The organism is Sinorhizobium chiapasense (genome assembly GCF_036488675.1).
Lineage (GTDB): Bacteria > Pseudomonadota > Alphaproteobacteria > Rhizobiales > Rhizobiaceae > Sinorhizobium > Sinorhizobium chiapasense.
The window spans coordinates 840,924-863,810 of record NZ_CP133152.1 but is presented as its reverse complement, the minus strand read 5'-3'; the positions used below and the strand labels follow the sequence as shown (position 1 = coordinate 863,810).

Here is a 22,887-nt window from a genome sequence, read left to right as displayed (position 1 = left end):
CATGAAAATCTTGATGGTTTTGACTTCGCATGACCGGCTCGGGAACACGGGCAAGCCGACCGGTTTCTGGCTCGAGGAGTTCGCGGCACCCTATTACGTGTTCACGGACGCCGGAGCAGAGGTGACGCTCGCATCGCCCAAGGGCGGCCAGCCACCGATCGATCCCAAGAGCGACGAGGCGGGCAACCAGACCGAAGCGATGGAGCGCTTCAGGAAGGATCCAGCAGCCCAGAAGGCACTGGCAACCACCCAAAAGCTCGGCGACGTCAAAGCGGACGGCTTCGATGCGATCTTCTATCCGGGCGGCCACGGCCCGCTGTGGGACCTCGCCAACGACAGGAACTCGATCGCCCTGATTGAAGGCTTCTACAACGCCGGCAAGCCGGTCGCGGCCGTCTGCCATGGCCCGGCTGTTCTTAAGGAGGTTACTTATCAGGGGCAGCCTATTGTCAAGGGAAAGCGCGTCACGGGCTTCACCAATTCCGAGGAGGAGGCGGTGCAACTGACCGACGTCGTGCCGTTCCTCGTCGAGGACGAGTTGAAGCGTCTGGGGGGTCACTTTGAAAAGGCCGCCGATTGGGCCGATTTCACGGTCGTGGACGGGCGGCTGATCACCGGGCAGAACCCGGCGTCATCCACCTCGGCGGCGAAGCAACTGCTCAAGCTTTTGCAATAGTTCTCTTCAGCACGGCCCGATCGCCGCGCCCTTCCGCGACAACCAGGAGGCTCCCGCGGGCCTCCTGCACTTTGATACAGATCCGCTTGGGAGAGGACACAAGCCGGATACTTCGCTCTGGTCCCATGCTGCGCGTGTCAGCGCGACCGACCCCCGATAAGGCGTTGGTTCATTGCAGAGGGACGATGATGATCCTTTTCACGATAGCTTATCTCGCAGGCGTGCTGACCATTGTCAGCCCCTGCATCCTTCCTGTCCTGCCCTTCGTGTTTTCTCGGGCCGGTCAACCATTTGCGAGGAGCATTCTTCCGATGCTCTTCGGAAAGGTTGTGACATTCGCGGGCGTGGCGACGCTCGCCGCGATCGGCGGGGACTGGGCGGTGCAAGCGAATGAGGCCGGCCGATATGCGGCAATCGCAGTGCTCGCGGTCTTCGGCGTAATGCTGCTCTCGCCGCAAGTCGCGGCCGTGGTCACCCGGCCGGTGGTCGCGCTTGGCAACCGCCTCTCACAAAGGGCGGCCGGGCAGAGGGCGAGTGTCGGAGCATCTCTGCTCCTTGGTGTCGCAACCGGGCTTCTATGGGCGCCCTGCGCCGGCCCAATCCTCGGGCTGGTCCTGACCGGTGCCGCCCTCCACGGCGCCAATGTCGAGACGACTCTTCTGCTGACAGCCTACGCAGCCGGCGCGGCCACCTCGCTGGCGCTCGCGGTGCTTGCCGGCGGCCGGATGTTCGCGGCGATGAAGCGATCACTCGGCGTGGGCGAGCGCCTTCGGCAGGGCCTCGGAGTCGCCGTGCTCGCGGGAGTCGCAGCAATCGCGCTCGGCCTCGATACGGGGCTCCTGGCACGCCTGTCCTATGCCGGCACGACGAACCTCGAACAATCGCTCCTGAACCGTCTGCGAACCGACACCTACGCAGCGACGACCGTCGATCGTGCTGCATCGGCCGCGGACGGTCAGCCGCAGGCCTATCGAAGCAGCTTGCCGGTGGAGGGCATTCTTCCGCCGCTCGACGGAGCCGTTGAGTGGCTCAATTCCGAGCCACTGACGGTGGAGCAGCTTCGCGGCAAGGTCGTGCTCGTCGATTTCTGGACCTACTCCTGCATCAACTGCATCCGGACGGTCCCCTATGTTCGCGCCTGGGCAGAGAAGTACCGCGATCAGGGGTTGGTCGTTATCGGCGTGCATGCACCCGAATTCGCCTTCGAGAAGCGCATCGACAACGTCAAGCGCGCGGTCCGGGATTTCAAGATCGGCTATCCCGTTGCTATCGACAACGACTTCGCGATCTGGCGCGCTTTCGGGAACAGCTACTGGCCGGCGCACTATTTCATCGATGCCGAGGGACGCATCCGGCACCATCACTTCGGGGAGGGTGATTACGAGGAGTCGGAGCGCGTCATACAGGAACTCCTGGCGGAAGCGGCAGGTAGCCGCGGGAACGACGGCGGCATTGTGAAGCCGGAGGCAAAAGGCGCCGAATCCGCCCCCGATTTCGCCAATCTCCAGTCGGGTGAGGACTATGTCGGCTACATGCGTGCCGGGAACTTCGTATCGCCCGAAGGTGTCTCGGCCGACGAGGCGCGCGACTACTCGGTCGGGGAACTCCGCCTCAATCAGTGGGGCCTCGCTGGCAACTGGACCGTGGGACCCGAGCAAGCGACGCTCAATCGCGCCGGTGGAACCATCACCTACCGGTTCAGCGCGCGGGATCTGCATCTTGTCCTTGGACCAGGGGCCGACGGCAGGAAGGTGCGCTTTCAGGTGAAGGTCGACGGCGTTGCACCAGGTCCGGATCACGGTTCGGACATCGACGCCGACGGCGACGGCACGGTCTCGGAAACACGGCTCTATCAATTGGTTCGCCAGTCGGGAGAGGTGCGGGAGCGGACGTTCGAGATCCGCTTCCTTGATCCGGACGTCGAAGCTTTTGTCTTCACATTTGGATGAGCGGACAAGAACCTGGAATAGCGAGGACGTGGGCTGGTCGGTTGCCAACGAATCGGCGGGCTCGTCCTCATCCGCCTCGCAAACATCACAATCACTCTGATCGGAAGCAAAAAGGAGAGTTCAAATGCGCCTTCTTGTGATGGGCATTGCCATCGTCGCGCTCGCTGCCGCGCCCTGTGCCTGGGACAGCGATCCGCGGGAACCGTCGGCAATCGCCGCGCTCTTCGGTGGGTCGATCGTTCCGGCTGACGCCCGACGCTGATGCCGGCGGACCGTCGCCGTTTGGGTGCGTTGAATCCCGGTGAGAGACATGCCACTTCGCGTTATGTCCCAAATTGCTGGATATATGACATTTGAGACATGGCCGGTTCAGCCTAATATCAGGCTCCAAGTCCAACGCAATGGAGCCTGTTATGAACCAGCACTCGAAAGGTACCGCGCTGATTACCGGCGCATCCTCCGGCATTGGTGCGATCTATGCCGATCGCCTGGCGCGCAGGGGGTATGATCTGATCCTAGTGGCCCGCAACCAGGCCCGGCTCAACGAACTCGCCAAGCGCCTTACCGACGAGACCGGCCGCTCGATCGAGATCGTTCAGGCGGATCTCGGCAACAAGGCCGATCTCGGCCGCGTCGAACGCATACTTCAGGCCGATGCCAGCATAACCTTGCTGGTCAACAACGCCGGTGTCGGCGCGACCGCGCCGCTACTCGCATCCGATGTCGACAAGATGGAGGAGATGATCACGCTGAACGTCAGCGCGCTGACGCGGTTGACCTATGCGGTGGTCCCCGGCTTCGTTGCCCGCGGGACCGGTGAGATCATCAATATCGCTTCGGTCGTCGGCATCGCGCCTGAAAGGCTGAACGGCGTCTACGGCGGAACAAAGGCCTTCGTGCTCGCCTTCACGCTGTCGCTCCAGAGCGAACTGGCCAACAAGAACATCCGCATTCAAGCCGTCCTCCCGGGCGCAACCGCCACCGACTTCTGGGCTATCGCGGGGACACCGATAGAGCATGTCCCGAGTGAACTCGTCATGCCCGCCGAGGACATGGTGGACGCCGCACTCGCCGGCTTCGATATGGGCGAACTGATCACCATTCCATCCCTGCCGGACGCCGCCGATTGGGAGGCCTACGAGGCGGCGCGTCAGAAGCTCATGCCGAACCTCTCCCGCAGTGTGCCCGCCGCCCGCTACCGGGCCGCAGCCGGCTAGTGCCCGTAACCTGAGCGACACGGTACGCACTCGGAGCCGGGCGCGTATCGTCGCTATCGATCAATGCATCACCGGTCGTCCAAGGCAACAGTGAGGGCGACTATCCGAGAGGCCTACTGCATGTTTCCTTAAATTGTAGTCAATTTAAGGATGAAAACATGCAGAAATTCAAAGCGTTACAGCGTCCTTGGCGCGTCTGATAGGACGCGCGGCGCTGTAGGAGAAGCGAGATGACCGCGCCGGCTCTGACACCACAAAAGGTTCTTTTTCTCGCCACCGGTCTTGCGGGTTCATTCCTGGTGAATCTGTCGGCGCAATTTCCCTCGGCCAATATCGCCGACATCCAGGGAGGGCTCTTCTCCACCGCGGACGAGGGCTCCTGGATACTCACCGTCTATACCATGGGCAACTGCGCCGGGATCGTCACCTCGGGCCTGTTGATCGGGGCATTGAGCATCGGTCGGTATCTCGTCGTGAGTTCGATTCTGTTCGCCGCCATGGCGATCGCCTGCGCCATGACGACCGACCTGAACGTCGTTGTAGGCCTTCGTGCCGTCCAGGGCTTCGCAGCCGGCGGGTTCGGACCGGCGGCGTTCGCGGCCACGTTCATGGTCGCGGGCGGCCCGCGGCTGCCCTATGCCGTGGTGATACTGGCATTTACCCTTCTTTTTCCCGCGGCGGCGGGGCCAATCATTTCCGGTTTCGTCGAGGACAGCCTCGGCTGGAGAGCTTTGTTCCTGATCCAGGCCGCGATCGGCGCACTGCTGGCCACTGCTGCCCGCCTGTGGGTACCGCACACGGCACCCAACTGGTCTGCGCTCAAGGCTGATTGGGTGGCCATCACGCTGTTGTCGCTTGCTCTGGCGAGCCTGATGCTCGTCCTCAATCAGGGAACGCGCCGCTTCTGGTTCGAGAGCGAAATAATCGTCTGGGGCACGGTCGTGTCCGTTGCCGCGTGGGCGGGCTTCATATTCGCTGCTCGTTTCTCGCCGCTGCCGTTTATGGCGCCGCGGCTGCTGCTTACGCAGAAGTTCGGTATTCCCATAGCGCTTAATGTCCTGTTGCGCGCTGGCCTCGCGGTGAGCTCTTACCTCGTGCCGCAATTCCTCGCGATCGTGCAGGGATATCGTCCCCTCGAAATCTCCGAACTCATGCTTTGGGCGGCGGCGGCGCAATTGCTCGCCCTGCCGCTGGTCTCGTGGCTGCTGCATTTGTGCGATCTGCGCGTGGTCATGGGAATCGGCGTCGCACTTCTGGCCTTCGGTACGGTGTTGATGATCGGCCAGACCGCGCTCTCAGCGGGGGAACAATTCCGTGATGCGCTCGTCGTCTACTCGGCCGGTCAACTCCTGCTGTTGGCCCCGTCATGATTGTCGGCACGGGAAGCTTGAAGCCCGCGGATCTTCCGACGGCTTCGCTTGCTTTTAATACCAGCAACCTGGCGGGCACGACGCTCGGCGTCGGCATCGTCTCGAACTTCGTTACCGAGCGTCAGAAGTTCCATTCCAACGTCGTTACCGAAGGCGTGTCGCTCTATCACACTCTTGATGCAGATCGAATATCGGGCCTCGCCGGCGCTCTTGCCAGCCGCGTGACCGACGATGCCACCGCAACCGCCCGGGCGGTTGCACAGATTTCCGCCGCGGCGCGCCGGCAGGCGTGGACGCTTGCGTTCGACGACGGGTTTGTCGTCGTTGCCCTCATGTTGATGCTCGGCATCGTTGGGGTCATCGCAATCGGCCGTTCTCCGGCATTGCCCCGTCCGGTCAAGATCTCACAAGGAAAAGAGCCATGAAACTGTTGAGCGCAGGATTGGGAAGCGTGCTTGTCGCGGGTTTCGTGTTTGCAGCCGCCTCTACTGCAATCTCGCCAGGGAGCTTGTTGGCACGGTTGAACTCGGCATCGACCGATAATGCCTATGTGCGCGGCGATGTTACCCCGATCAGCCCGAAGATCAGCGGCTACATCACCGAGGTCGCCATTCGGGACAACCAGGCAGTCGAGACCGGCGACGTGTTGTTCCGGATCGATGACAGCGACTACCGGGCACGCTTCGACCAGGCTTCGGCGAACGTCGCGACACGTCGGGCCTTGCTCGAAACTCTGGGCCGTCAGATCGAATTCCAAAAGGCCGTCGTCGAAGAGGCCGGCGCGGCGCTGAAGGCAGCGGAGGCCGACGCCAAACGGGCCACACGCGAATTCGAGCGCATTCATGCATTGAACGGCCACGGCTGGGTGTCGGGCGCAAGCCGCGACGAGTCGGAAGCGGACCATCTGCGCACCGTTGCGAAGATCGCCGAGGCGCAGGCGAGCGTCAGGGCGGCGCTTCGGCAGACGGACGTACTGGAAAGCCAGCGTCCCCAGCTGGAGGCCGATATCGCCGCGGCGAACGCTGCGCTCAGATTGGCCGAGATTGAACTCGCAAGCACCGTGATCCGATCGCCTTCCGACGGCTGGGTCGGCGAACGACAGGCGAGAGTCGGGCAATACGTGCGTCCCGGCACTCTCCTGGTGCCCGTTGTCTGGCGAGATTTCTGGATCGTCGCCAATGCCGTCACCGTCGTCGTGGACGGGGTTCCGGGCGCGGAATTCCGCGGTCGTATCGAGAGCCTGTCGCCCGCCACGGGAGCGCAGTTCGCGCTGCTGCCTCCTGACAACGCGACCGGCAACTTCACCCGCATCGCGCAACGCGTCCCGGTGAAGATCGCGCTCGATGAGGGCCAGACGGGCCTCGACGGCCTGCGGCCTGGCATGTCAGCGGTGGTGGTCACCTCATCCGACAGTGACTCACCGGCAGCGAGCGAAAATGCTGGAACCGACCTGTCAGCCGCCGGGACGTCGAGCTTCCGCTAATTCACGTGCCGGTCGAGGCGGCCATTCCGCACTTCGCAGCGTGGGGGTTTATGCCATGTCGCAAATGCCGTATATACAGCAATTCCGGCCAGGGATTTGCGTCATGCATCGTATCGGCTTTGTCGTCTTTCCAAGATTTCAGCTCATGGGCTTCGCGGCGGTGACCGCCTTCGAGATGGCGAACATCGCGCTCGGAGAACCGGCCTACGAGATAGAACTGCTTTCGGAGAAGGGCGGCGAGGTGAAGTCGTCCGCTGGCTTCGGCGTCCTTACCAAGGCCTTGGACGATACTCCATATGACACCGTGATGTTCGGCGCTAGCTCGGCAATCGAGCCGATGACACCAGGGCTGATCGAATTCGCGCGCCACGCGCTGGAGACCGCGCGGCGAGTGGCAGCGCCATGCACCGGGGCCTTCGTGCTTGCGGAATCCGGTCTCCTGGACGGACGCCGGGCGACCACCCATTGGGCCTTCGCCCGACAGCTCCAGGAGCGCTTCCCCGCTGTGAAGGTGGAGGAGGACCGCATCTTCATCGTCGACGGCAGCGTGTGGACGTCTGCCGGAATGACGGCGAGCATCGACCTTGCGCTTGCGATGATCGAGAAGGACCACGGCCAGGAGGTCGCACGCGCGGCCGCCCGCAAGCTGGTCGTCTATCATCGACGCGCCGGCGGCCAGTCGCAATTCTCCGCATTGCTCGAGCTCGATCCGAAGTCTGACCGGATCCAGCGATCGATCGACTACGCCAAGGCGAACCTGCGCGGGGTCCTGTCCGTGGAAGAGCTGGCGGATGCGGCGGGCTTGAGTGCGCGTCAGTTCAGCCGGGCCTTCCGGTCCGAGACGGGACAGTCGCCAGCCAAAGCGGTGGAGAATATCAGGGTTGAGGCGGCCCGGCTGATGATGGAGCAGGGCCGCCATTCCATGGACGTGATCGCGGAAGAAACCGGTTTCGCCGATCGCGATCGCATGCGCCGGGCCTTCCTTCGCACGCTTGGCCAGCCGCCCCAAACGATCCGGCGGAATGCGCGCGAGACCGCATAGGCAGGAAGCGGCCAACGGGGGAGACGCTGGATCGGGTGCTTCGCTCACCCTCGGCGAGTGCCGACGCAGCAGCACCAAATTGTATCTCAATGTGTCTGCCCGCCTGATTTCCACATAGACTTTCAATTTCACCGGCGAAGGACACAGTGGAGATAACTGCGTGCCTGCATCTGCAGCTGTCTTCATACAGTCGGGGAAGAAATCAATGACAGAGGAAATCAACCAGCCGCGGCGGCGTTTCATGGGAATGGCGGCTTTGGCCGTCGCTGCCGGGCAGCTTGGCTTGACACGTCTCGCCCAGGCACAATCAGCCAGCCGCGGCCGCATCCCGGCGACCGCGCTTGGGACAAACACATCCTTCGCTTCGCTCAAAAAGATCGATGCGGGCGTCCTCAATGTCGGCTATGCCGAGCTCGGCGCGAGCGACGCGCCCCCGGTGATCCTTCTGCATGGCTGGCCCTACGACATCCACACCTATGTCGATGTGGCGCCGCTTTTGGCGGATGCCGGCTACCGGGTGATCGTTCCCTATCTGCGCGGCAATGGCACGACGCGCTTCCTTTCGGCCGATACGCCACGCAACGGCCAGCAGTCGGCGGTCGCCGCCGACATCATCGCCCTGATGGATGCCCTGGGGATGGAGAGGGCCGTCATCGCCGGCTGCGATTGGGGAGCGCGAACCGCGAACATCATTGCCGCTCTGTGGCCGGAGCGGTGCAAGGCCCTGGTTTCGGTGAGCGGCTACCTGATCGGCAGCCGTGACGTCAACAAGAAGCCCCTGCCGCCGAAGGCAGAGCTTGCCTGGTGGTACCAGTTCTACTTCGCCACCGAACGCGGGCGCGCGGGTTACGAACAATACCGCAAGGAGTTCGCGAGGCTCATCTGGCAGCTCGCATCGCCGAAATGGAATTTCGACGACGCCACCTTCAACCGCAGCGCGGCCGCGTTGGAGAACCCGGATCATGTCGACATCACGATCCACAACTACCGCTGGCGGATCAGTCTGGCCGATGGCGAGCGGAAATACGACGACCTGGAAGACAAGCTCGCCAAATTCCCATTGATAGACGTGCCGACGATCACGCTGGAGGGCGACGCCAACGGCGCGCCGCATCCAGAGCCCGCGGCCTACGCCAAGAAATTCTCCGGGAAGTACGAGCATCGGTTGATCACCGGCGGCATCGGCCACAACCTGCCGCAGGAAGCGCCGCAGGCCTTTGCCCAGGCCGTCGTCGACGTCGATCGTTTCTGATCCGCAATGACCATCTCCGATCGTGACCGAAATTGCTGCATATATGACATTTGAGCCATGAACGTTTCGGCTTAGCATCGACGCTGGAAATTCAACGAAATGGGACTCGTGCCCAAGAGCTCGAAGGATACCGCCTTCCGCGCCTGCACAAAGCGCGGCGATGGCGGCGGTGTTTCGCCGACCTCACAGAATAGGAGAATGACCATGCCCAGACTCCATTCACTGATTTGCGGCCGCCAGCATGTCGCGGCGACCGCCTTGGCCGGGGCGATCGGGATCCTTCTTCCCGCGGCCGCCGCTTTTGCCGGAACCACGTCCCCCGCCCCAGGCGCCCAGATCGTTGCGCAGGCTTCCACAGTCCGCGCAACCGAAGCGAAACCGGCCGCCGACGAATCAATCCGCCCGTTCCAGTTCCATGCATCCGACGAGGCCCTTGCCGACCTCCGACGGCGCATCGCGGCGACCAAGTGGCCGGGGCGGGAGCTGGTGTGGGATGCGACCCAGGGCGTGCAACTCGACACCATGGAGAAGCTCGCACGCTATTGGTCGACGGATTACGACTGGCGCAAGTTCGAAATAAAGCTCAATGCCTTGCCGCAGTTCGTCACCAACATCGACGGGCTCGACATCCATTTCATTCACGTCCGTTCCAAGCACAAGAACGCGTTGCCGTTGATCGTCACGCACGGTTGGCCCGGCTCGATCGTCGAGCAGATGAAGATCATCGATCCTCTGACGAACCCCACGGCCCATGGCGGCAGCGAGGCGGATGCGTTCGACATCGTCATACCGTCCTTGCCAGGCTACGGGTTCTCGGGAAAGCCCGACGAGCTTGGCTGGGATCCGGCCCGGATCGCTCGGGCCTGGACGGTGCTGATGAAGCGATTGGGCTACACCAAGTTTGTCGCGCAAGGCGGCGACTGGGGTGATGCCGTCACCGAGCAGATGGCCGTTCAGGCACCGCCGGAACTCATCGGCATTCACACCAACATGCCGGCGACCGTGCCGACCGAAATCCAGAAGGCGCTCGACGCTGGCGGCGCGCCGCCGTCGGGACTCTCGCCCGATGAGCGTCAAGCCTATGAGCAGCTGGACTTCTTCTACAACAACGGGCTCGCTTACGCTCAGGAGATGAGCAAGCGCCCGCAGACACTCTACGGCATTGAAGACTCGCCAATCGGCCTCGCCGGCTGGATACTCGACCACGATGCGCGCAGTTATGCTCTTATCGCGCGCGTATTCGATGGCGAGCGCGAAGGCCTGACACGCGACGACGTGCTCGACAACATCACCCTCTACTGGCTGACGAACACCGCCGTGTCCTCGGCGCGCCTCTATTGGGAAAACAAGTTCGCTTTCTTCGCTCCGAAGGGTGTTTCGATACCGGTTGCCGTCAGCGCGTTTCCGGACGAACTTTATCAGGCACCGCGTTCCTGGGCAGAGAAAGCGTTTCCCAAGCTCATTCACTACAACCGGCTCGACAAAGGCGGACACTTTGCCGCCTGGGAGCAGCCGGAGGTCTTCACGCAGGAACTGCGCGCTGCATTCAGGTCGTTGCGTCAGTCGATCTGAGAAAACAAGGGCGGCGCGCTGCCCGTGCCGCCCTTTCCCAACGCAAGGAGGAAAAACATGGCAACTGAAACCAGCATCGAAAGAGCGCCATCGGTCGACCTGAAGCTCGAGGTCATCGTCATCCCCGTCTCGGACGTCGATCGTGCCAAGCGTTTCTACGGCGGCCTCGGCTGGAGGCTCGACGCCGACTTCGCCGTCGGTGACGCGTTCCGCGTCGTGCAGTTCACACCGCCAGGATCGCCGAGCTCGGTTCACTTCGGTAAGGGGATCACCTCGGCCGCGCCCGGCACGGCAAGCGGAGCCTTTCTCGTCGTGACGGACATCGAGGCGGCGCGGGCCGAACTCATCGCCCGCGGCGCCGAGGTGAGCGAAATCTTCCATCGTGAAGGTCCGGGACAGCCGGCAGTGAGCGGTCGCCACCCCGAGCGTGGCAGCTACCGCTCCTACGCAACGTTCACTGATCCGGACGGCAACGGCTGGTTGGTGCAGGAGGTCACCGAACGTCTGCCCGGACGCGTCGAGCCGGGCGCCACGACATTCGCTTCTGCAGCGGACCTTGCGAGCGCCTTCCGCCGCGCGGAGGCTGCCCACGGCGAATACGAGAAGCAGCTTGGCCACCGCGACGAGGATTGGCCCAGCTGGTACGCCGAATACATCGTTCGCGAGCAGGCGGGCGCGCCGCAGCCGGCATGAGGGCCTGCCGCACAAATGGATGCGAGAAACGGGGCGGCCGAAGCCGCCCCGTTGTCTTGGAGAGTTCTATCAGCGAAGGACGATTTCCGCCGCAAGGCCACCACCTTCGCGGTTGCGCAAGGTCAGTGAGGCACCGATAGCGATCGCGAGCTGTTGGGCGATGGCAAGGCCGAGGCCCGTCCCGCCGGTATCGCGGTTGCGCGACTGCTCCAGGCGGAAGAAGGGTTTCATCACGCTTTCCAGCTGGCCTTCCGGAATGCCGGGACCGCCATCGAGCACCCCTATTAGCACGGTTCCGTCGGCGCGACGTTGTACCTCGATTTCCGCGCTGCCGCCGAATTTGAGCGCGTTATCGATCAGGTTGGTAAGAATCCGTCTCAAGGCGTGCGGGCGGGTCATGATTGCGCCGCCTCCCAACTCGCCGACCGTGACCGCCTTGCCGGTATCCTGGTAGTCATAGGCCAGACTCTCGATGAACGAGGCGAGATCGATGCGTGAGGCGATCTCGTCCTTGCCGTGGGCGCTGCGCGCATAGGCGACCCCTTCCTTGACGAGACGTTCGACCTCGTCGAGGTCCTGAATGAGCTTGGTCCTGTCGACGGATTCTTCGGCCATTTCGGCGCGGAGCTTCATGCGCGTAATCGGCGTCTGGAGATCATGTGAGATCGCCGCGAGGATCTGCACGCGTTCCTCCAGATACTGCGCGATGCGATCGCGCATCGCATTGAAAGCGGTGGCCGCGTAGGCCACTTCGCGTGGTCCGGTCTCGCTGAGACGCGGCGTGTTGCTGTTCGGGTCGAGCGTGTCTACGGCTCTCGCGAGATTGGCGAGGGGACGGATGGCCTGGCGCATGGCGAGCCAGCTGCACAGCACCAAGAGGCAAAGCTGCGCAATGAGTACGTAGGGCAGCCAGTCAGCCACTGGCATGACGCCCCGTGGCGTGACATCTATCGTCAGCGGTTCGCCGTCGCTCAAGCGAAGATGGGCCTGAAACCGGCGGCCTCCGCCGGCAATCGATTGAACCTCGATCGGGTACTTCGCGCCCAGCGCCGTCTGGATCCTGGAGGCGACCTCGGCGTCATCTGCCTTGAGCACGGGATTGCCGGAAGTGCCTTCCCCCAGAACGAACCGGTAAGACCCGCGACCAAGTTGATCGAGCCAGGCGGCACGTTCGGCTGCGGGGAGCCGGTCAAGGATGGCGATCGACGTCGCGACGTCATTTTCGAGCGTATTGAACATCACCGACCTCGCGGCGATGTAGCGTTCCGAAAACAGCACCGCAAACGACATGGCGTGGGCAATCGCCAGGCCGGCAAGCAGAACAACGAACAGCCGCGCTCTGAGCGTGCGCGGCCAGAGGCGAATTCCGTTGAGAACGGCGGGCGCCATCAGCGCGGCTCCACGATTTCGACCGGCATCGAAAAAACATAGCCTTCACTTCGGACGGTCTTGATGTAGGCCGGTTCCCGGGCATCGTCGCCAAGGCGCTGGCGAACCCGGCTGACCAGAAGATCGATGGAGCGGTCAAAGAGTTCGGCTTCGCGTCCCTGTGTGAGATTGAGCAGCTGATCGCGGTTGAGGACACGCTGCGGGTGATCGACGAAGACGCGCAGCAGCCGGTATTCGGCGCCGCTAAGTGCAACCGCCGTGCCGTCGGCATCCACGAGATGCCGTGCGGTCGTGTCGAGCTTCCATTGGCCGAAGCGCAACAGTTGACCGGCCTCGGAAACCTGCAGATTCGGAGGCAGCATGCGCGCGCGCCGCAAGACCGCCTTGATGCGGGCGAGCAACTCGCGCGCCGAGAACGGCTTGGCGACGTAGTCGTCCGCCCCCATTTCAAGCCCGATGATGCGATCCATCTCGTCGGAGCGGGCGGTCAGCATGACGATGGGCGTTGCCTTGTGTCTGCCCACGCGCAGCTCGCGGCTCAAGACGAGGCCGTCGTCGCCCGGCATCATGAGATCGAGAATGATCAGATCGACCGTATTGGCCTCGAGGAATGTGCGCATCTGGCGTCCGTCGGCGACGACGGTAACGCGTAGACCGTTCTTCTTCAGGTAAGCCGAGACCAGCTCCCGGATTTCCCGATCGTCATCGACGATCAGGATGTGATCTATGTGCTCCATGGCGCGATCTCCACCGTTGAACTGCCCTTTATTATCAAAATGAGCATGCCGCGGTAGGGGTACTTAACCGTCTCATGCGCCTCTGCCGAAGGGAAGCGTTAGAGCGGACGCAATGGACGGAAAGCGGCGCGCAGTTCTGCGCTGAACAGATCCGGCTCTTCCCACGCAGCGAAGTGTCCGCCCTTGTCCACGCGTTTGTAGTAAATGAGATTGTGGTACGCTCGTGCGGCCCAGCTCTTCGGCGGCTTGTAGATCTCGCCCGGGAAAATCGTCACTGCCGCCGGGATCGAGATACCGGCCAGCTTGTTGTTGCCGGCAGCGTTCTCCCAGTAAATTCGTGCGCTCGAGGGGCCTGTATTCGTCAGCCAGTAAAGCGTGATGTTGTCGAGGATCTCGTCACGGCTGAGCGACCGCTCCGGTTCGCCGCGGGTGAACACCCAGTCCGCGATCTTGTCGTAGAACCATGCCGCCAGTCCGACCGGCGAGTCGGCGAGGCCGTATCCGATGGTTTGCGGACGCGTGCCCATGATCGCGGCATAGCCGAATCCCTTGCTGAGAAACTCTCTGGCCTCATCAAACACCGCCCGTTCCTCGGCGGTCAGCTCAGCCGGCGCAGGACTCCCGCTCTTAAGCGCCTTCGCAACGTCCGGCGGGAGAGTGGAGGAACGCTCGATCCTGTTGACATGAATGCCGAGCAGACCCGTGGGCGCCTGGCGTCCCATGGCATCGGAAATGATGGCTCCCCAGTCGCCGCCTTGTGAAACATAGTGCGTGTATCCAAGACGCTTCATGAGGACATCCCAGGCGCCGGCGATGCGGGCCGGGTTCCAGCCGCTGCCCTTGGGTTTTTCCGAAAAGCCGAAGCCGGGAATGGACGGGAGCACGAGATGGAAAGCGTCTTCCGCCGTCCCTCCGTGCGCTGTCGGATCTGTCAGCGGACCGATGGTTTTCAGCAACTCGAAAATCGAGCCAGGCCAGCCGTGGGTCATGATAAGCGGCAATGCGTTCGCGTGACGGGAACGAACGTGGATGAAATGAATGTCCAGGCCGTCGATATTCGTCTGGAACTGCTGAAGCGCATTGAGTTTCGCCTCTGCCTTGCGCCAGTCGTAGCCGGTCTCCCAGTAGCGCACGAGAGCCTGAAGCTTCTTGACTTGCACACCCTGGGAACGGTCACCCACCGTTTCCGGGTCGGGCCAGCGCGTCGCGGCAAGTCGACGGCCAAGGTCGATGAGTTCGACTTCTGGCACCTCGACGCGAAAAGGACGGATGGCGTCTGCTGCAAAAGGCGGGTGGCCGGTAGCCATCGCGGGGCGAGACACTGCTGCAAGGGTTGCCGCAACCGCTCCGTTTAGGAGCAAGGCCCGCCGGGAGAGAGTGAAAGCGCTGGTGGAGTTCTGTGTTGTCAAGTTCGCACCCCTTTGCCGAAGGTTCCCGGGTATCCATTTCATTACGAGAGAGCTCAGTTGACCGGCACGAGGAGCGGCTTGCCCTTCGTGACGATATAGGTTGCGAGCTCCGAGGCCTTGCTGCTGCCGACATTCTTCGCCACGTGGGCCACGCCGTCGGGAATGAACAAGGCTTCCCCGGCGTGAAGCGTCACAGACGCCCTACCTTCGAGGTGATACTCGAGCGAGCCTTCGAGGACATAGGCGATCTCTTCGCCCGGATGCGAATGCTTGATCGAGGCCGCGCCCGGCTCGATGTCGACACGCACCTGCACGACCTCGCGTCCGGGAGTGCCAAGATCGTTCTCAAGGAGATCGGTGCGATGGATTCCCGGCTGTTGAGCCTGCGCTGCGTGCAGGGTCCATCCGCTGCCAGCGATCAGCAACGCAACCGCCACGATCCGAGTGGGTTTCATAAGATCATCCTTTCGTGCATTGGTCGGGCCTTCGTCTTCGAAGCCGCCGTCATTTCAGCGAAGGCGTGTATTGGTGATGTGTCGGCCGCGCGGGATTTTTGTAAGCGCGTGTATTGGCGGGCGCGGCGTGCGGCTGGCCCGCCGTCGCTTCGGCGGGCCGGGTGAGCACCCGCGGGTCTTACCCTCAGGCCGAAGCCTCACGCTGCGTGAATTCGGCGGCATGGAGCTTGACGAAGTCGTGCACGCCCGTCGGCACTTTGCCAGTGAGCTTGAACAGGTCGTCGGTCATGCGGTCGTACCGCCCCTCCGAATGAAGCTTCGACATCACGGAAAGGTGGCTGGCAAGGTGATCAGGGACTCCAAAGCCGCGCAGCGCCTCGATCCAGCCGGCAAGCGGCACGTTGCGATAGGTTATCTTGCGGCCCAATGCCTCGGAGAACACCCGCGCATAATGTTCCAGGTCCGCCGACTCGTAACCGGTCAGATTGTAGACTTTGCCGATATGCGGCGCCGGGTCGTTTAGGATCACCGAGACGGCGTGCGCCACGTCGACGGCCGAGATCGGCGAGGTCTTGCTGTCGCCGAGCGGTAGCGCCAACTCGTCCCGCTGCTTAACGCCCGCGGCGGCCAGCCGCAGGAAGAAGCCTTCGAGGAACACCGTCGGCCGCACGGTCACGACCGGAAGCCCCGACCACGCCAGTGCCTGTTCCGAAAGCCAGTGCAGCTTATGCTGCGGGCTGTCAGTGGTTTCGGTGATGCTCATCTGTGTCACCGTCATCTGCGACATGTTCACGAATGCTTCGACACCGTGGTGCCGCGCCACGGCGGCCGTGTTGACGGTCGCTTCGAGATAGGCAGGCGAAACCGACATGCCGAAATAGATGCGGGACACACCCTCGATGGCGCGGTGCATCGATTGAAGATCGGTCAGGTCTCCCTGCACGACTTCTGCGCCGAGCCGCCTCAGACCCTCCGCACGCTCGTCCTCCTTCCGCACCAGCGCGCGCACCTTTTTGCCCTTGGCCAGTAGCATTTCGGTGACGTTGCGGCCGATGGCGCCGAGATCGCCGGCGGCTCCGGTGACCAGGATCGGCTTTTCGTTCGCGGATGTGATGGTCATGATGAATTCCTTTCGATTACAATCTGTTGAAGCCGTTTGTTCAGACGATTTCGATAGTCTTGCGCTCGTGAACGCGAGGTGCGGCTGTCCGGAGGTTGACGCTACAAGTTTTACGCAATATGGTGTATATGCAACATTGCTTGGCGCAATTCGAGGAAGCATGCAGCGGTCCGTAATTGGTTGAATTTCAGAGGCTTGCGAGGTCGCCGGGAGGGAGGCTGTCGGCCACGCCGACGATGGCGGAGACACCTTCCTCACCGAGCAGATCCCTTGCCTTCGCCTGCGCTGATCGCCACGCCGGCGCTGCGGAAACCAATAGTTCCTTACCCGTTTCCGATATGAAGACCGGCCGGCTCCGGCCGCCTGCTTCGGAAGCCATCTCCTCGACCCACCCCTCCGACAGGAGCGGTGCCAGATTGCGCGTGAGCGTCGAGCGATCCTGGTAGTTGGCCCGCCCGATCTCGGCGCGGCTTGCTCCGCCCAGTTTCGCGATCAGTACCAGCAGCGAGAACTGCGAGGCATTGACGCCGTGCGGCCGAAGTGCTTGGTCGTAAATGCCGGTAATGACGCGCGACATCCGACGTGTGCGCGTCATTACGCAATTGCTGGTGACCTCGCCTACCACGCTTGCATCGGCCGTCTTGATCTCGCTGCTTGCCATCATGCCCTCTCGATGTTGCATATGCAATATAGCTAACATGATGCATATGCAACACGCTGTCAATACCTTGGTGCCGCGCAGGACGTGACGCGCCAGCGACTCGTCCTTCCGCCACAAGGGCGGGAACTGGGGGCATCCTGGGTCGGGATATCAAACCCGACGTGGGAGTGGCCTCGGGCTCATTGCAGATCTCTTTCGCCTGCCTGCAACAATACGGTGAGAGGGTGACTGGTGCGCAATTCTGCGATACTGTTTGTGCGGCGCACAATTTCAAAACAGGCAAGGCTGATGCCGGCAACCGCGAAGGCAATGCAACGGGCCTCACTCCGCGTCGACCTTGCCCTTCAGGGCGGTGGCGCCCATGGTGCCTTTTCCTGGGGTGTGCTCGATCGGCTTCTGGAAGAGCCATGGCTGGCAATCGAGGGAATTTCCGGCACCTCGGCTGGAGCCATGAACGCGGCAGTTATGGCGCACGGCTATACCGTCAACGGCGCTGCAGGCGCTCGCGAGGCCTTGGGGGCATTCTGGCACAAGGTATCGGAGGCGGCGCGGTTCAGTCCCTTCCAGCGCGGGCCCCTCGATGTCCTGCTCGGCCGCTGGACGCTCGACCACTCGCCGGTTTTCGTGGCGATGGACATGATGGCGCGGGTGTTCTCGCCCTACAATCTCAATCCTACCGGCGCCAACCCACTCCGCGCCATACTGGCGGAGACAGTCGATTTCGGGCGGCTCTCGGCCAGTCCGATCAAGCTGTTCGTGACGGCAACGAATGTCCGCACAGGCCGCGGGCGCGTGTTCCGTAACGGCGAGCTGAGCCCGGACGTGCTGTTAGCTTCGGCATGCCTGCCGACGCTGTTTCAAGCAGTCGAGATCGATGGTGAAGCCTATTGGGACGGCGGCTACGCCGGCAACCCGACGATCACACCGCTGGTTCGCGAATGCACATCGCAGGACACCATCCTCGTGCAGATCAACCCGGTTGAAAGGCCGGGCACACCTCGGTCCGCGCGCGAGATCCTCAATCGCATCAACGAGGTCTCCTTCAACGCAGTCCTTCTGAAGGAACTCAAGATGATCGCCCTGCTTCGGAAGGTAGCGCAGTTGGAAGATGACGAGGGCGCGCGCTGGGCGTCGATGCGGATCCACCGGGTGGCAAGCGACACCATGACCGACCTCGGCTACTCCTCGAAGCTCAATGCCGAATGGGAGTTCCTTACCATGCTGCACAACGAGGGGCGCAGGTCCGCCGACGCCTTCCTAGACGCCCATGGCGACGATCTCGGCCACCGCTCGTCGCTCGATCTCGATCTCTTGCTGGAAGGGGTCTGACGGGTGGGTCTTCTCGGCATTCTGATTGGGCTCGGGCTCTTGATCTGGCTCGCCTTCCGAGGCTGGAGCGTGCTGCTGCTGGCCCCGCTTGGCGCCCTCGTTGCCGCGGTCTTTGCCCGCGAACCAGTGCTGGCGCACTGGACGCAGACCTTCATGAACGGCGGCGCAGGTTTCTTCGCCCGGTTCTTTCCGCTGTTCCTGCTCGGCGCACTCTTCGGCAAGCTGATGGAGGACAGCGGCTCAGTAACCGCCATCGCCGATTTCATGATGCGGCGACTGGGAAAGGACCACGCCATCCTCGCCGTCGTCATTGCCGGTGCGCTGATCACCTATGGCGGTGTCAGCCTCTTCGTTGCCTTCTTCGTCCTCGTGCCGATGGCGCAGGAGCTATTCCGGTCGACCGGCATTCCGCGGCGGCTGATACCCGCGGCGATCGTACTTGGAACATCTACTTTCACCATGTCAGCATTGCCGGGAACGCCATCGATACAGAATGCCATCCCGATGCCGTTCTTCGGCACTACGCCGTTTGCGGCGCCTGGTCTCGGTATCGTCGCTTCAGCCATCATGCTTTGCTTCGGCGTATGGTGGCTTCGTCGCGTCGCGGCGGCTGCGCGCAGGTCCGGCGAAGGGTTCGGGGAGGGCACGCCCGCGACACCTGAAAGTCTCGCTTCCGACGACCGGCTCCGCGAACGCGCCACGGTCGGCAGGGAGTTCGACCCGGCCGAAATCGTGCGTGGCCGGCATGCCGAGGCTGGGCCGCCAATCATGGTCGCGGTGCTGCCGCTCGCTGTGGTTGTCCTCGTCAATCTCAGCATGACGCTGTTGATCCTGCCGGCGCTTGACCTCGGTTTTCTTTCGGATGATCGCTGGGGCGGGATCTCCAGCTCCGCAGTCAGCGGTGTGTGGGCAGTCGTCACGGCGCTGGCAGCCGCGGTCGCGACCGTCGTCGTGTTGAATTTCCGGCGATTGCCGACGTTGCGCGCGACGATGGACGCAGGCGCCAACGCGTCCGTCCTTCCGGCGGTCGCCGTCGCCAGCCTGGTAGGCTTTGGGGCGGTTGTCGCGGCGATGCCCGCTTTCGAGGTCGTACGCGACTGGGTACTCGGCATCGGTGGCGGACCACTCGTATCGATCGCCGTGGCCACGAATATCCTGGCGGCGCTCACCGGCTCCGCGTCCGGCGGTCTCACGATCGCCCTCGACGCGCTTGGCAGCACCTACCTGATGCGCGCGCAGGAAACAGGTCTCGACCCGGCCCTGTTGCACCGTGTCGCGGTCATCGGCGCAGGCACACTTGATAGCCTGCCCCACAATGGGGCGGTTGTGACCCTGCTGGCCGTCTGCGGCTCAACTCACGGAGAAAGCTACCGCGACATCGTTATTGTCGGAATCATCGGAGCGCTCCTCGCGCTGAGCGTGGTCATTGTTTTGGGGACCATTCTCGGCTCGTTCTGATACTTCCGCGAAAAACGGAATTGCGCCTGAGCGGCCGTCGGGTTCAACGCCTGACTGCGGATCGTGGGCACGCCCCTGCGTCTCGAGCAACCGCGCCGCGCGCACTTCCGCATACCGGGCGATGCCGATCTTGATGGCTACCAGCACGGGTGCGGCGAATACAAACAGCAAGGCGACCGCGTTGAAGGCCGTGTCAAAGGCGATCACGGTGGACTGGCCTGTGACGGCCCTACCCAGGAGACTCGTCGCAGCCCGGCTGGCGGCCGCGGCGTCCATTCCTTTCGCCGCGAGCATCGCTGTCGTCGCGGTCAGCCGGTCGATGACCGCGTGCCCCCCTGCGGTGACATTGGCACCGAGGACAGCGACATTGCCGGCGACGTTATGGTCGATCAGCGTCTGGAGGGCGGCGACCCCCGCAAGGCCACCAAGCTGGCGACCCGTATTGAAGAGGCCGATCCCGGAGGCGAGATTTCGGCTGTCGAGATTGCTGAAAGCGATCAGGGTGATCGACAGAAACAGGAACCCAAGGCCGAATCCGCGTAACAGGATCGCTGCCATCATGTCGTCTGCGCCGCTTTCGCTGGTCGATCCGGAGAGCATCCACATCGCAACCATGATCATCAGGATGCCAAAGGGCACGGTTGCGAACGGGGGAACGCGGCGAACCTGCATGAGAAAGGCGGCAATGAGGAGTGCTCCGACAAAAAGCACGCCGCTCGGCAGCAGCAACTGCCCGGCATCGGTGGGCGTGAAGGCGAGGACGGCGACCGCAAAGGACGGGATCAGGAACGCGCTCCCGAACAATGCCGCGCCGGCGACAAAACTGACGATGAAGGCGAAGAGAAAATCGTCCGATTTGAACAGGGTAAAGTCGAGCAGGCCCTGGCCCTTTGCCAACACCTGTTGACCGAGAAATGTAAGCAGAGCGGCCACACCGATCACCGCCAGCCACAGGATGCGTGGTTCCTCGAACCAATCCCACCGGCTGCCCTGGCTGAAGACGTAGGTGAAGCAGGAGAGCGCGACGGATACGAGCGAGAAGCCGACCCAGTCAAATGGACGCCGCGCGGTTCTGGCGGGCATCGGTCCGTCTGCGATAAGCAGGAGCCCAACAGCTGCCAGTGCGACCGGAACGATGCTGAAAAAGATCCATGTCCAGGATTGGCTGTCGAGCAGCCACCCCTGAAGGGCCGGGGCGATCGTCCCGGGAGCGACAACGGACCCCATCGCAAACAGGGCTTGAAGGACGGGCTGGCGGGATCGTGGATAGGCGAGAAAAATGACTGTCTGGCCACTGACGAGCAGGGTGGCGCCGGAGAAGCCTTGAACCATGCGCAGCGCGACCAGCAGATCCAGCCGGAACGTAACGGCAGCAATGCCGCACGCCGTGCCCATGGCGAGCGTCGCGGCGATGATGAGACTCAGCGGATTGATACGACTGATCAGCCAAGGGACAGCCATGAAGCCGATAAGTTTCAGGGTGGTGTATCCGACGTCCAGCCAAGCGAACTCATCGGGAGTGGCATACGTGTCGCCGATGATATCACCGCGCCCGAGCGACAGCACGGTGCTCGCGATCGCCTCCGTCAGCGTGGCGAGCACGATGCCTGCGACGAGAAGGCCCGCTCTCTCAGAAGTGCCGCGGCTTGGTGCGATGGCGACGACGGTGGTCACGAGCCGCTTCCCGTATCGACCGTGACACGCGCCGACAGGCCGGGCACGAGGCGCCCAGCCAGCGGATTGCTGGCAAACCGGATCTTGACCGGAACCCGCTGCACGACGCGAACGAAGTTCCCCGTTGCATTGTCGACCGGCAGCAAGCTGAAGGCGGACCCGCTGCCGGGCGCAAAGCTGTCGACCACGCCTTCAAGCGCCCCGTTCGGGTAGCCGTCGATGGTCACGCGGGCGCGCTGGCCGGGCTGTATGTTTTCGAGCTGGGTTTCCTTGAAATTCGCCACGAGCCATACATTGTCGACTGGAACGATATCGAGCAGGGAGACGCCCGGCGCCACAAGCCGGCCGACGCGGACCTGGCGGTTCCCTACAACGCCGCCAACAGGCGCACGCACCACTGTGCTCTCGAGATCGATCTGGGCGAGATCGCGCGCCGCCTCTGCCTGCGCCACGGCGGCAACGGCAGCTTCCCGCTGGGCGGCAAGGACGGCGATGCGCTGCTGCTGGGCCTCCAGCGTCGCGGAGGCGGCCGACACGCTCGCCTCGGCTCTCGTTCTCGCCGCGTCGCTTTCGTCGACATGGGCCTGGCTGATGGTGTTGCTGCGGATCAGTTCGCGGCGGCGATCATAGGCCTTTATCGCCAGGTTTAATTCGGCCACGGCCGAACGTTTCTGGGCTTCGGCCTGCCGGATGAGGGCGTGCTGAAGCTCCGTCTCCGCATCGGCATTGACGAGCCGAGCCTGGGCGGCATCGACATTAGCCACCGCTTGCGCAAGCCGCGCGCGGTAGTCGCGGTCGTCGATCCGGAACAGGACGTCACCCGTCCGGACCGTCTGGTTGTCCTTGACTTCTACCGCGGTGACGTAGCCCGCGACCTTTGGCGCGAGCGAGGTCACGTCGCCGCGGACATAAGCATTATCGGTCGACGTCGAGCCGGTCGAACGGGCCCACGCCCAGCCCGCCGCCACGACGACCATGGCGCCGAGGCACAGCGCCAAGCCGACGATCTTTTTCTTGTTAAGTTGCGCCACGACGATCTCCGGTAATGTTCGTTACCATGGACATCTACGGTAATAGCCGTTACCCGTCAAGTGGGCGATGCGCCCACTTGATTTACCTTGCGTTCGCTTTTCCTGTTCTGAGGAGCGTAATGGCTGAAGGAGGGGGCAGTCGACTATACAAAGGTTGGCTAGTATTGAGTCCGAGCTTCAAGGGGTTGAAGGCTGTGGTTGCAGTAAAGTCGGTGCGGTTGAAAAGTCGCCGGCAGACCCTTCATCAAATGGCGGCCGAGGTCTTCCTGGACGAGGCTTCGCGGCGACGGGCATCGACGCGATCATCGAAGGTGCCGGTGGATCGAAGCGAACTCGCGATGGGGCGAGGAGAAATCAGGGTTGGTGATTG

At 62.9% G+C, this 22,887-nt stretch carries 21 protein-coding genes; 13 read left to right on the top strand and 8 right to left on the bottom strand.

Features of this window, described 5'->3' with window-relative positions:
* Position 1: 1 nt before the first annotated feature.
* The 11 genes from RB548_RS28705 to RB548_RS28655 all read left to right on the top strand — a co-directional run bounded on the left by RB548_RS28705 (position 2) and on the right by RB548_RS28655 (position 11,254).
* The gene (locus tag RB548_RS28705; protein ID WP_331375796.1) at positions 2-676 is read left to right on the top strand and encodes a type 1 glutamine amidotransferase domain-containing protein; all 675 of its coding nucleotides are present in this window, start codon (positions 2-4) and stop codon (positions 674-676) included.
* 188 nt (positions 677-864) lie between these two features.
* Complete coding sequence (locus RB548_RS28700; protein ID WP_331377126.1) at positions 865-2,625, top strand: cytochrome c biogenesis protein DipZ; 1,761 nt, start codon at positions 865-867, stop codon at positions 2,623-2,625.
* Positions 2,626-2,749: 124 nt separating this feature from the next.
* Positions 2,750-2,887, top strand: coding sequence for a hypothetical protein (locus RB548_RS28695; protein ID WP_331375795.1), 138 nt, complete (start codon positions 2,750-2,752; stop codon positions 2,885-2,887).
* 151 nt (positions 2,888-3,038) lie between these two features.
* A complete protein-coding gene (locus RB548_RS28690) occupies positions 3,039-3,842 on the top strand; it encodes an SDR family NAD(P)-dependent oxidoreductase (RefSeq protein WP_331375794.1) in 804 nt (267 codons plus the stop codon).
* A 230-nt stretch (positions 3,843-4,072) separates the two neighbouring features.
* A complete protein-coding gene (locus RB548_RS28685; protein WP_331375792.1) occupies positions 4,073-5,212 on the top strand; it encodes an MFS transporter in 1,140 nt (379 codons plus the stop codon).
* 17 nt (positions 5,213-5,229) lie between these two features.
* Positions 5,230-5,637 carry a hypothetical protein gene (locus tag RB548_RS28680; protein ID WP_331375791.1) on the top strand — a complete coding sequence of 136 codons (408 nt, stop codon included), beginning with the start codon at positions 5,230-5,232 and terminating at the stop codon, positions 5,635-5,637.
* A complete protein-coding gene (locus tag RB548_RS28675; RefSeq protein ID WP_331375790.1) occupies positions 5,634-6,695 on the top strand; it encodes an HlyD family secretion protein in 1,062 nt (353 codons plus the stop codon). Before RB548_RS28680 ends, RB548_RS28675 begins: the two co-directional genes overlap by 4 nt.
* A gap of 103 nt (positions 6,696-6,798) precedes the next feature.
* Positions 6,799-7,737, top strand: coding sequence for a GlxA family transcriptional regulator (locus tag RB548_RS28670; RefSeq protein ID WP_331375789.1), 939 nt, complete (start codon positions 6,799-6,801; stop codon positions 7,735-7,737).
* Positions 7,738-7,942: 205 nt separating this feature from the next.
* Positions 7,943-8,989 (top strand): alpha/beta fold hydrolase, encoded by a 1,047-nt coding sequence (locus RB548_RS28665; RefSeq protein ID WP_331375788.1) that lies wholly within the window; start codon positions 7,943-7,945, stop codon positions 8,987-8,989.
* A gap of 204 nt (positions 8,990-9,193) precedes the next feature.
* A complete protein-coding gene (locus RB548_RS28660; protein WP_331375787.1) occupies positions 9,194-10,561 on the top strand; it encodes an epoxide hydrolase family protein in 1,368 nt (455 codons plus the stop codon).
* Between the two features lie 57 nt (positions 10,562-10,618).
* Positions 10,619-11,254, top strand: a complete 636-nt coding sequence (locus RB548_RS28655) for a VOC family protein (RefSeq protein ID WP_331375786.1) — start codon at positions 10,619-10,621, stop codon at positions 11,252-11,254.
* 69 nt (positions 11,255-11,323) lie between these two features.
* On the opposite strand, the gene RB548_RS28650 is transcribed toward RB548_RS28655, so the two are convergent.
* The 6 genes from RB548_RS28650 to RB548_RS28625 all read right to left on the bottom strand — a co-directional run bounded on the left by RB548_RS28650 (position 11,324) and on the right by RB548_RS28625 (position 17,025).
* A complete protein-coding gene (locus RB548_RS28650; RefSeq protein ID WP_408642465.1) occupies positions 11,324-12,643 on the bottom strand; it encodes an ATP-binding protein in 1,320 nt (439 codons plus the stop codon).
* A complete protein-coding gene (locus RB548_RS28645; RefSeq protein ID WP_331375785.1) occupies positions 12,643-13,380 on the bottom strand; it encodes a response regulator in 738 nt (245 codons plus the stop codon). Before RB548_RS28645 ends, RB548_RS28650 begins: the two co-directional genes overlap by 1 nt.
* A gap of 98 nt (positions 13,381-13,478) precedes the next feature.
* Positions 13,479-14,831 carry an epoxide hydrolase family protein gene (locus RB548_RS28640; protein ID WP_408642464.1) on the bottom strand — a complete coding sequence of 451 codons (1,353 nt, stop codon included), beginning with the start codon at positions 14,829-14,831 and terminating at the stop codon, positions 13,479-13,481.
* 11 nt (positions 14,832-14,842) lie between these two features.
* Positions 14,843-15,244, bottom strand: coding sequence for a cupin domain-containing protein (locus RB548_RS28635; protein ID WP_331375783.1), 402 nt, complete (start codon positions 15,242-15,244; stop codon positions 14,843-14,845).
* 184 nt (positions 15,245-15,428) lie between these two features.
* On the bottom strand, positions 15,429-16,364 hold the full coding sequence (locus tag RB548_RS28630; protein WP_331375782.1) for an NmrA family NAD(P)-binding protein: 936 nt from the start codon (positions 16,362-16,364) through the stop codon (positions 15,429-15,431).
* 187 nt (positions 16,365-16,551) lie between these two features.
* Positions 16,552-17,025 (bottom strand): MarR family winged helix-turn-helix transcriptional regulator, encoded by a 474-nt coding sequence (locus RB548_RS28625; RefSeq protein ID WP_331375781.1) that lies wholly within the window; start codon positions 17,023-17,025, stop codon positions 16,552-16,554.
* Between the two features lie 288 nt (positions 17,026-17,313).
* Between RB548_RS28625 and RB548_RS28620 the strand changes: the two genes are divergently transcribed.
* Positions 17,314-18,354, top strand: a complete 1,041-nt coding sequence (locus tag RB548_RS28620) for a patatin-like phospholipase family protein (protein WP_331375780.1) — start codon at positions 17,314-17,316, stop codon at positions 18,352-18,354.
* A gap of 3 nt (positions 18,355-18,357) precedes the next feature.
* Positions 18,358-19,812, top strand: coding sequence for a GntP family permease (locus tag RB548_RS28615; RefSeq protein ID WP_331375779.1), 1,455 nt, complete (start codon positions 18,358-18,360; stop codon positions 19,810-19,812).
* On the opposite strand, the gene RB548_RS28610 is transcribed toward RB548_RS28615, so the two are convergent.
* Together RB548_RS28610 and RB548_RS28605 are read right to left on the bottom strand one after the other, a co-directional pair.
* Positions 19,705-21,486 carry a DHA2 family efflux MFS transporter permease subunit gene (locus RB548_RS28610; RefSeq protein ID WP_331375778.1) on the bottom strand — a complete coding sequence of 594 codons (1,782 nt, stop codon included), beginning with the start codon at positions 21,484-21,486 and terminating at the stop codon, positions 19,705-19,707. The two genes, RB548_RS28615 and RB548_RS28610, sit on opposite strands and share 108 nt — an antisense overlap.
* A complete protein-coding gene (locus RB548_RS28605; RefSeq protein WP_331377123.1) occupies positions 21,483-22,463 on the bottom strand; it encodes an HlyD family secretion protein in 981 nt (326 codons plus the stop codon). The genes RB548_RS28610 and RB548_RS28605 overlap by 4 nt, the downstream gene beginning before the upstream one ends.
* Positions 22,464-22,887 lie beyond the last annotated feature (424 nt).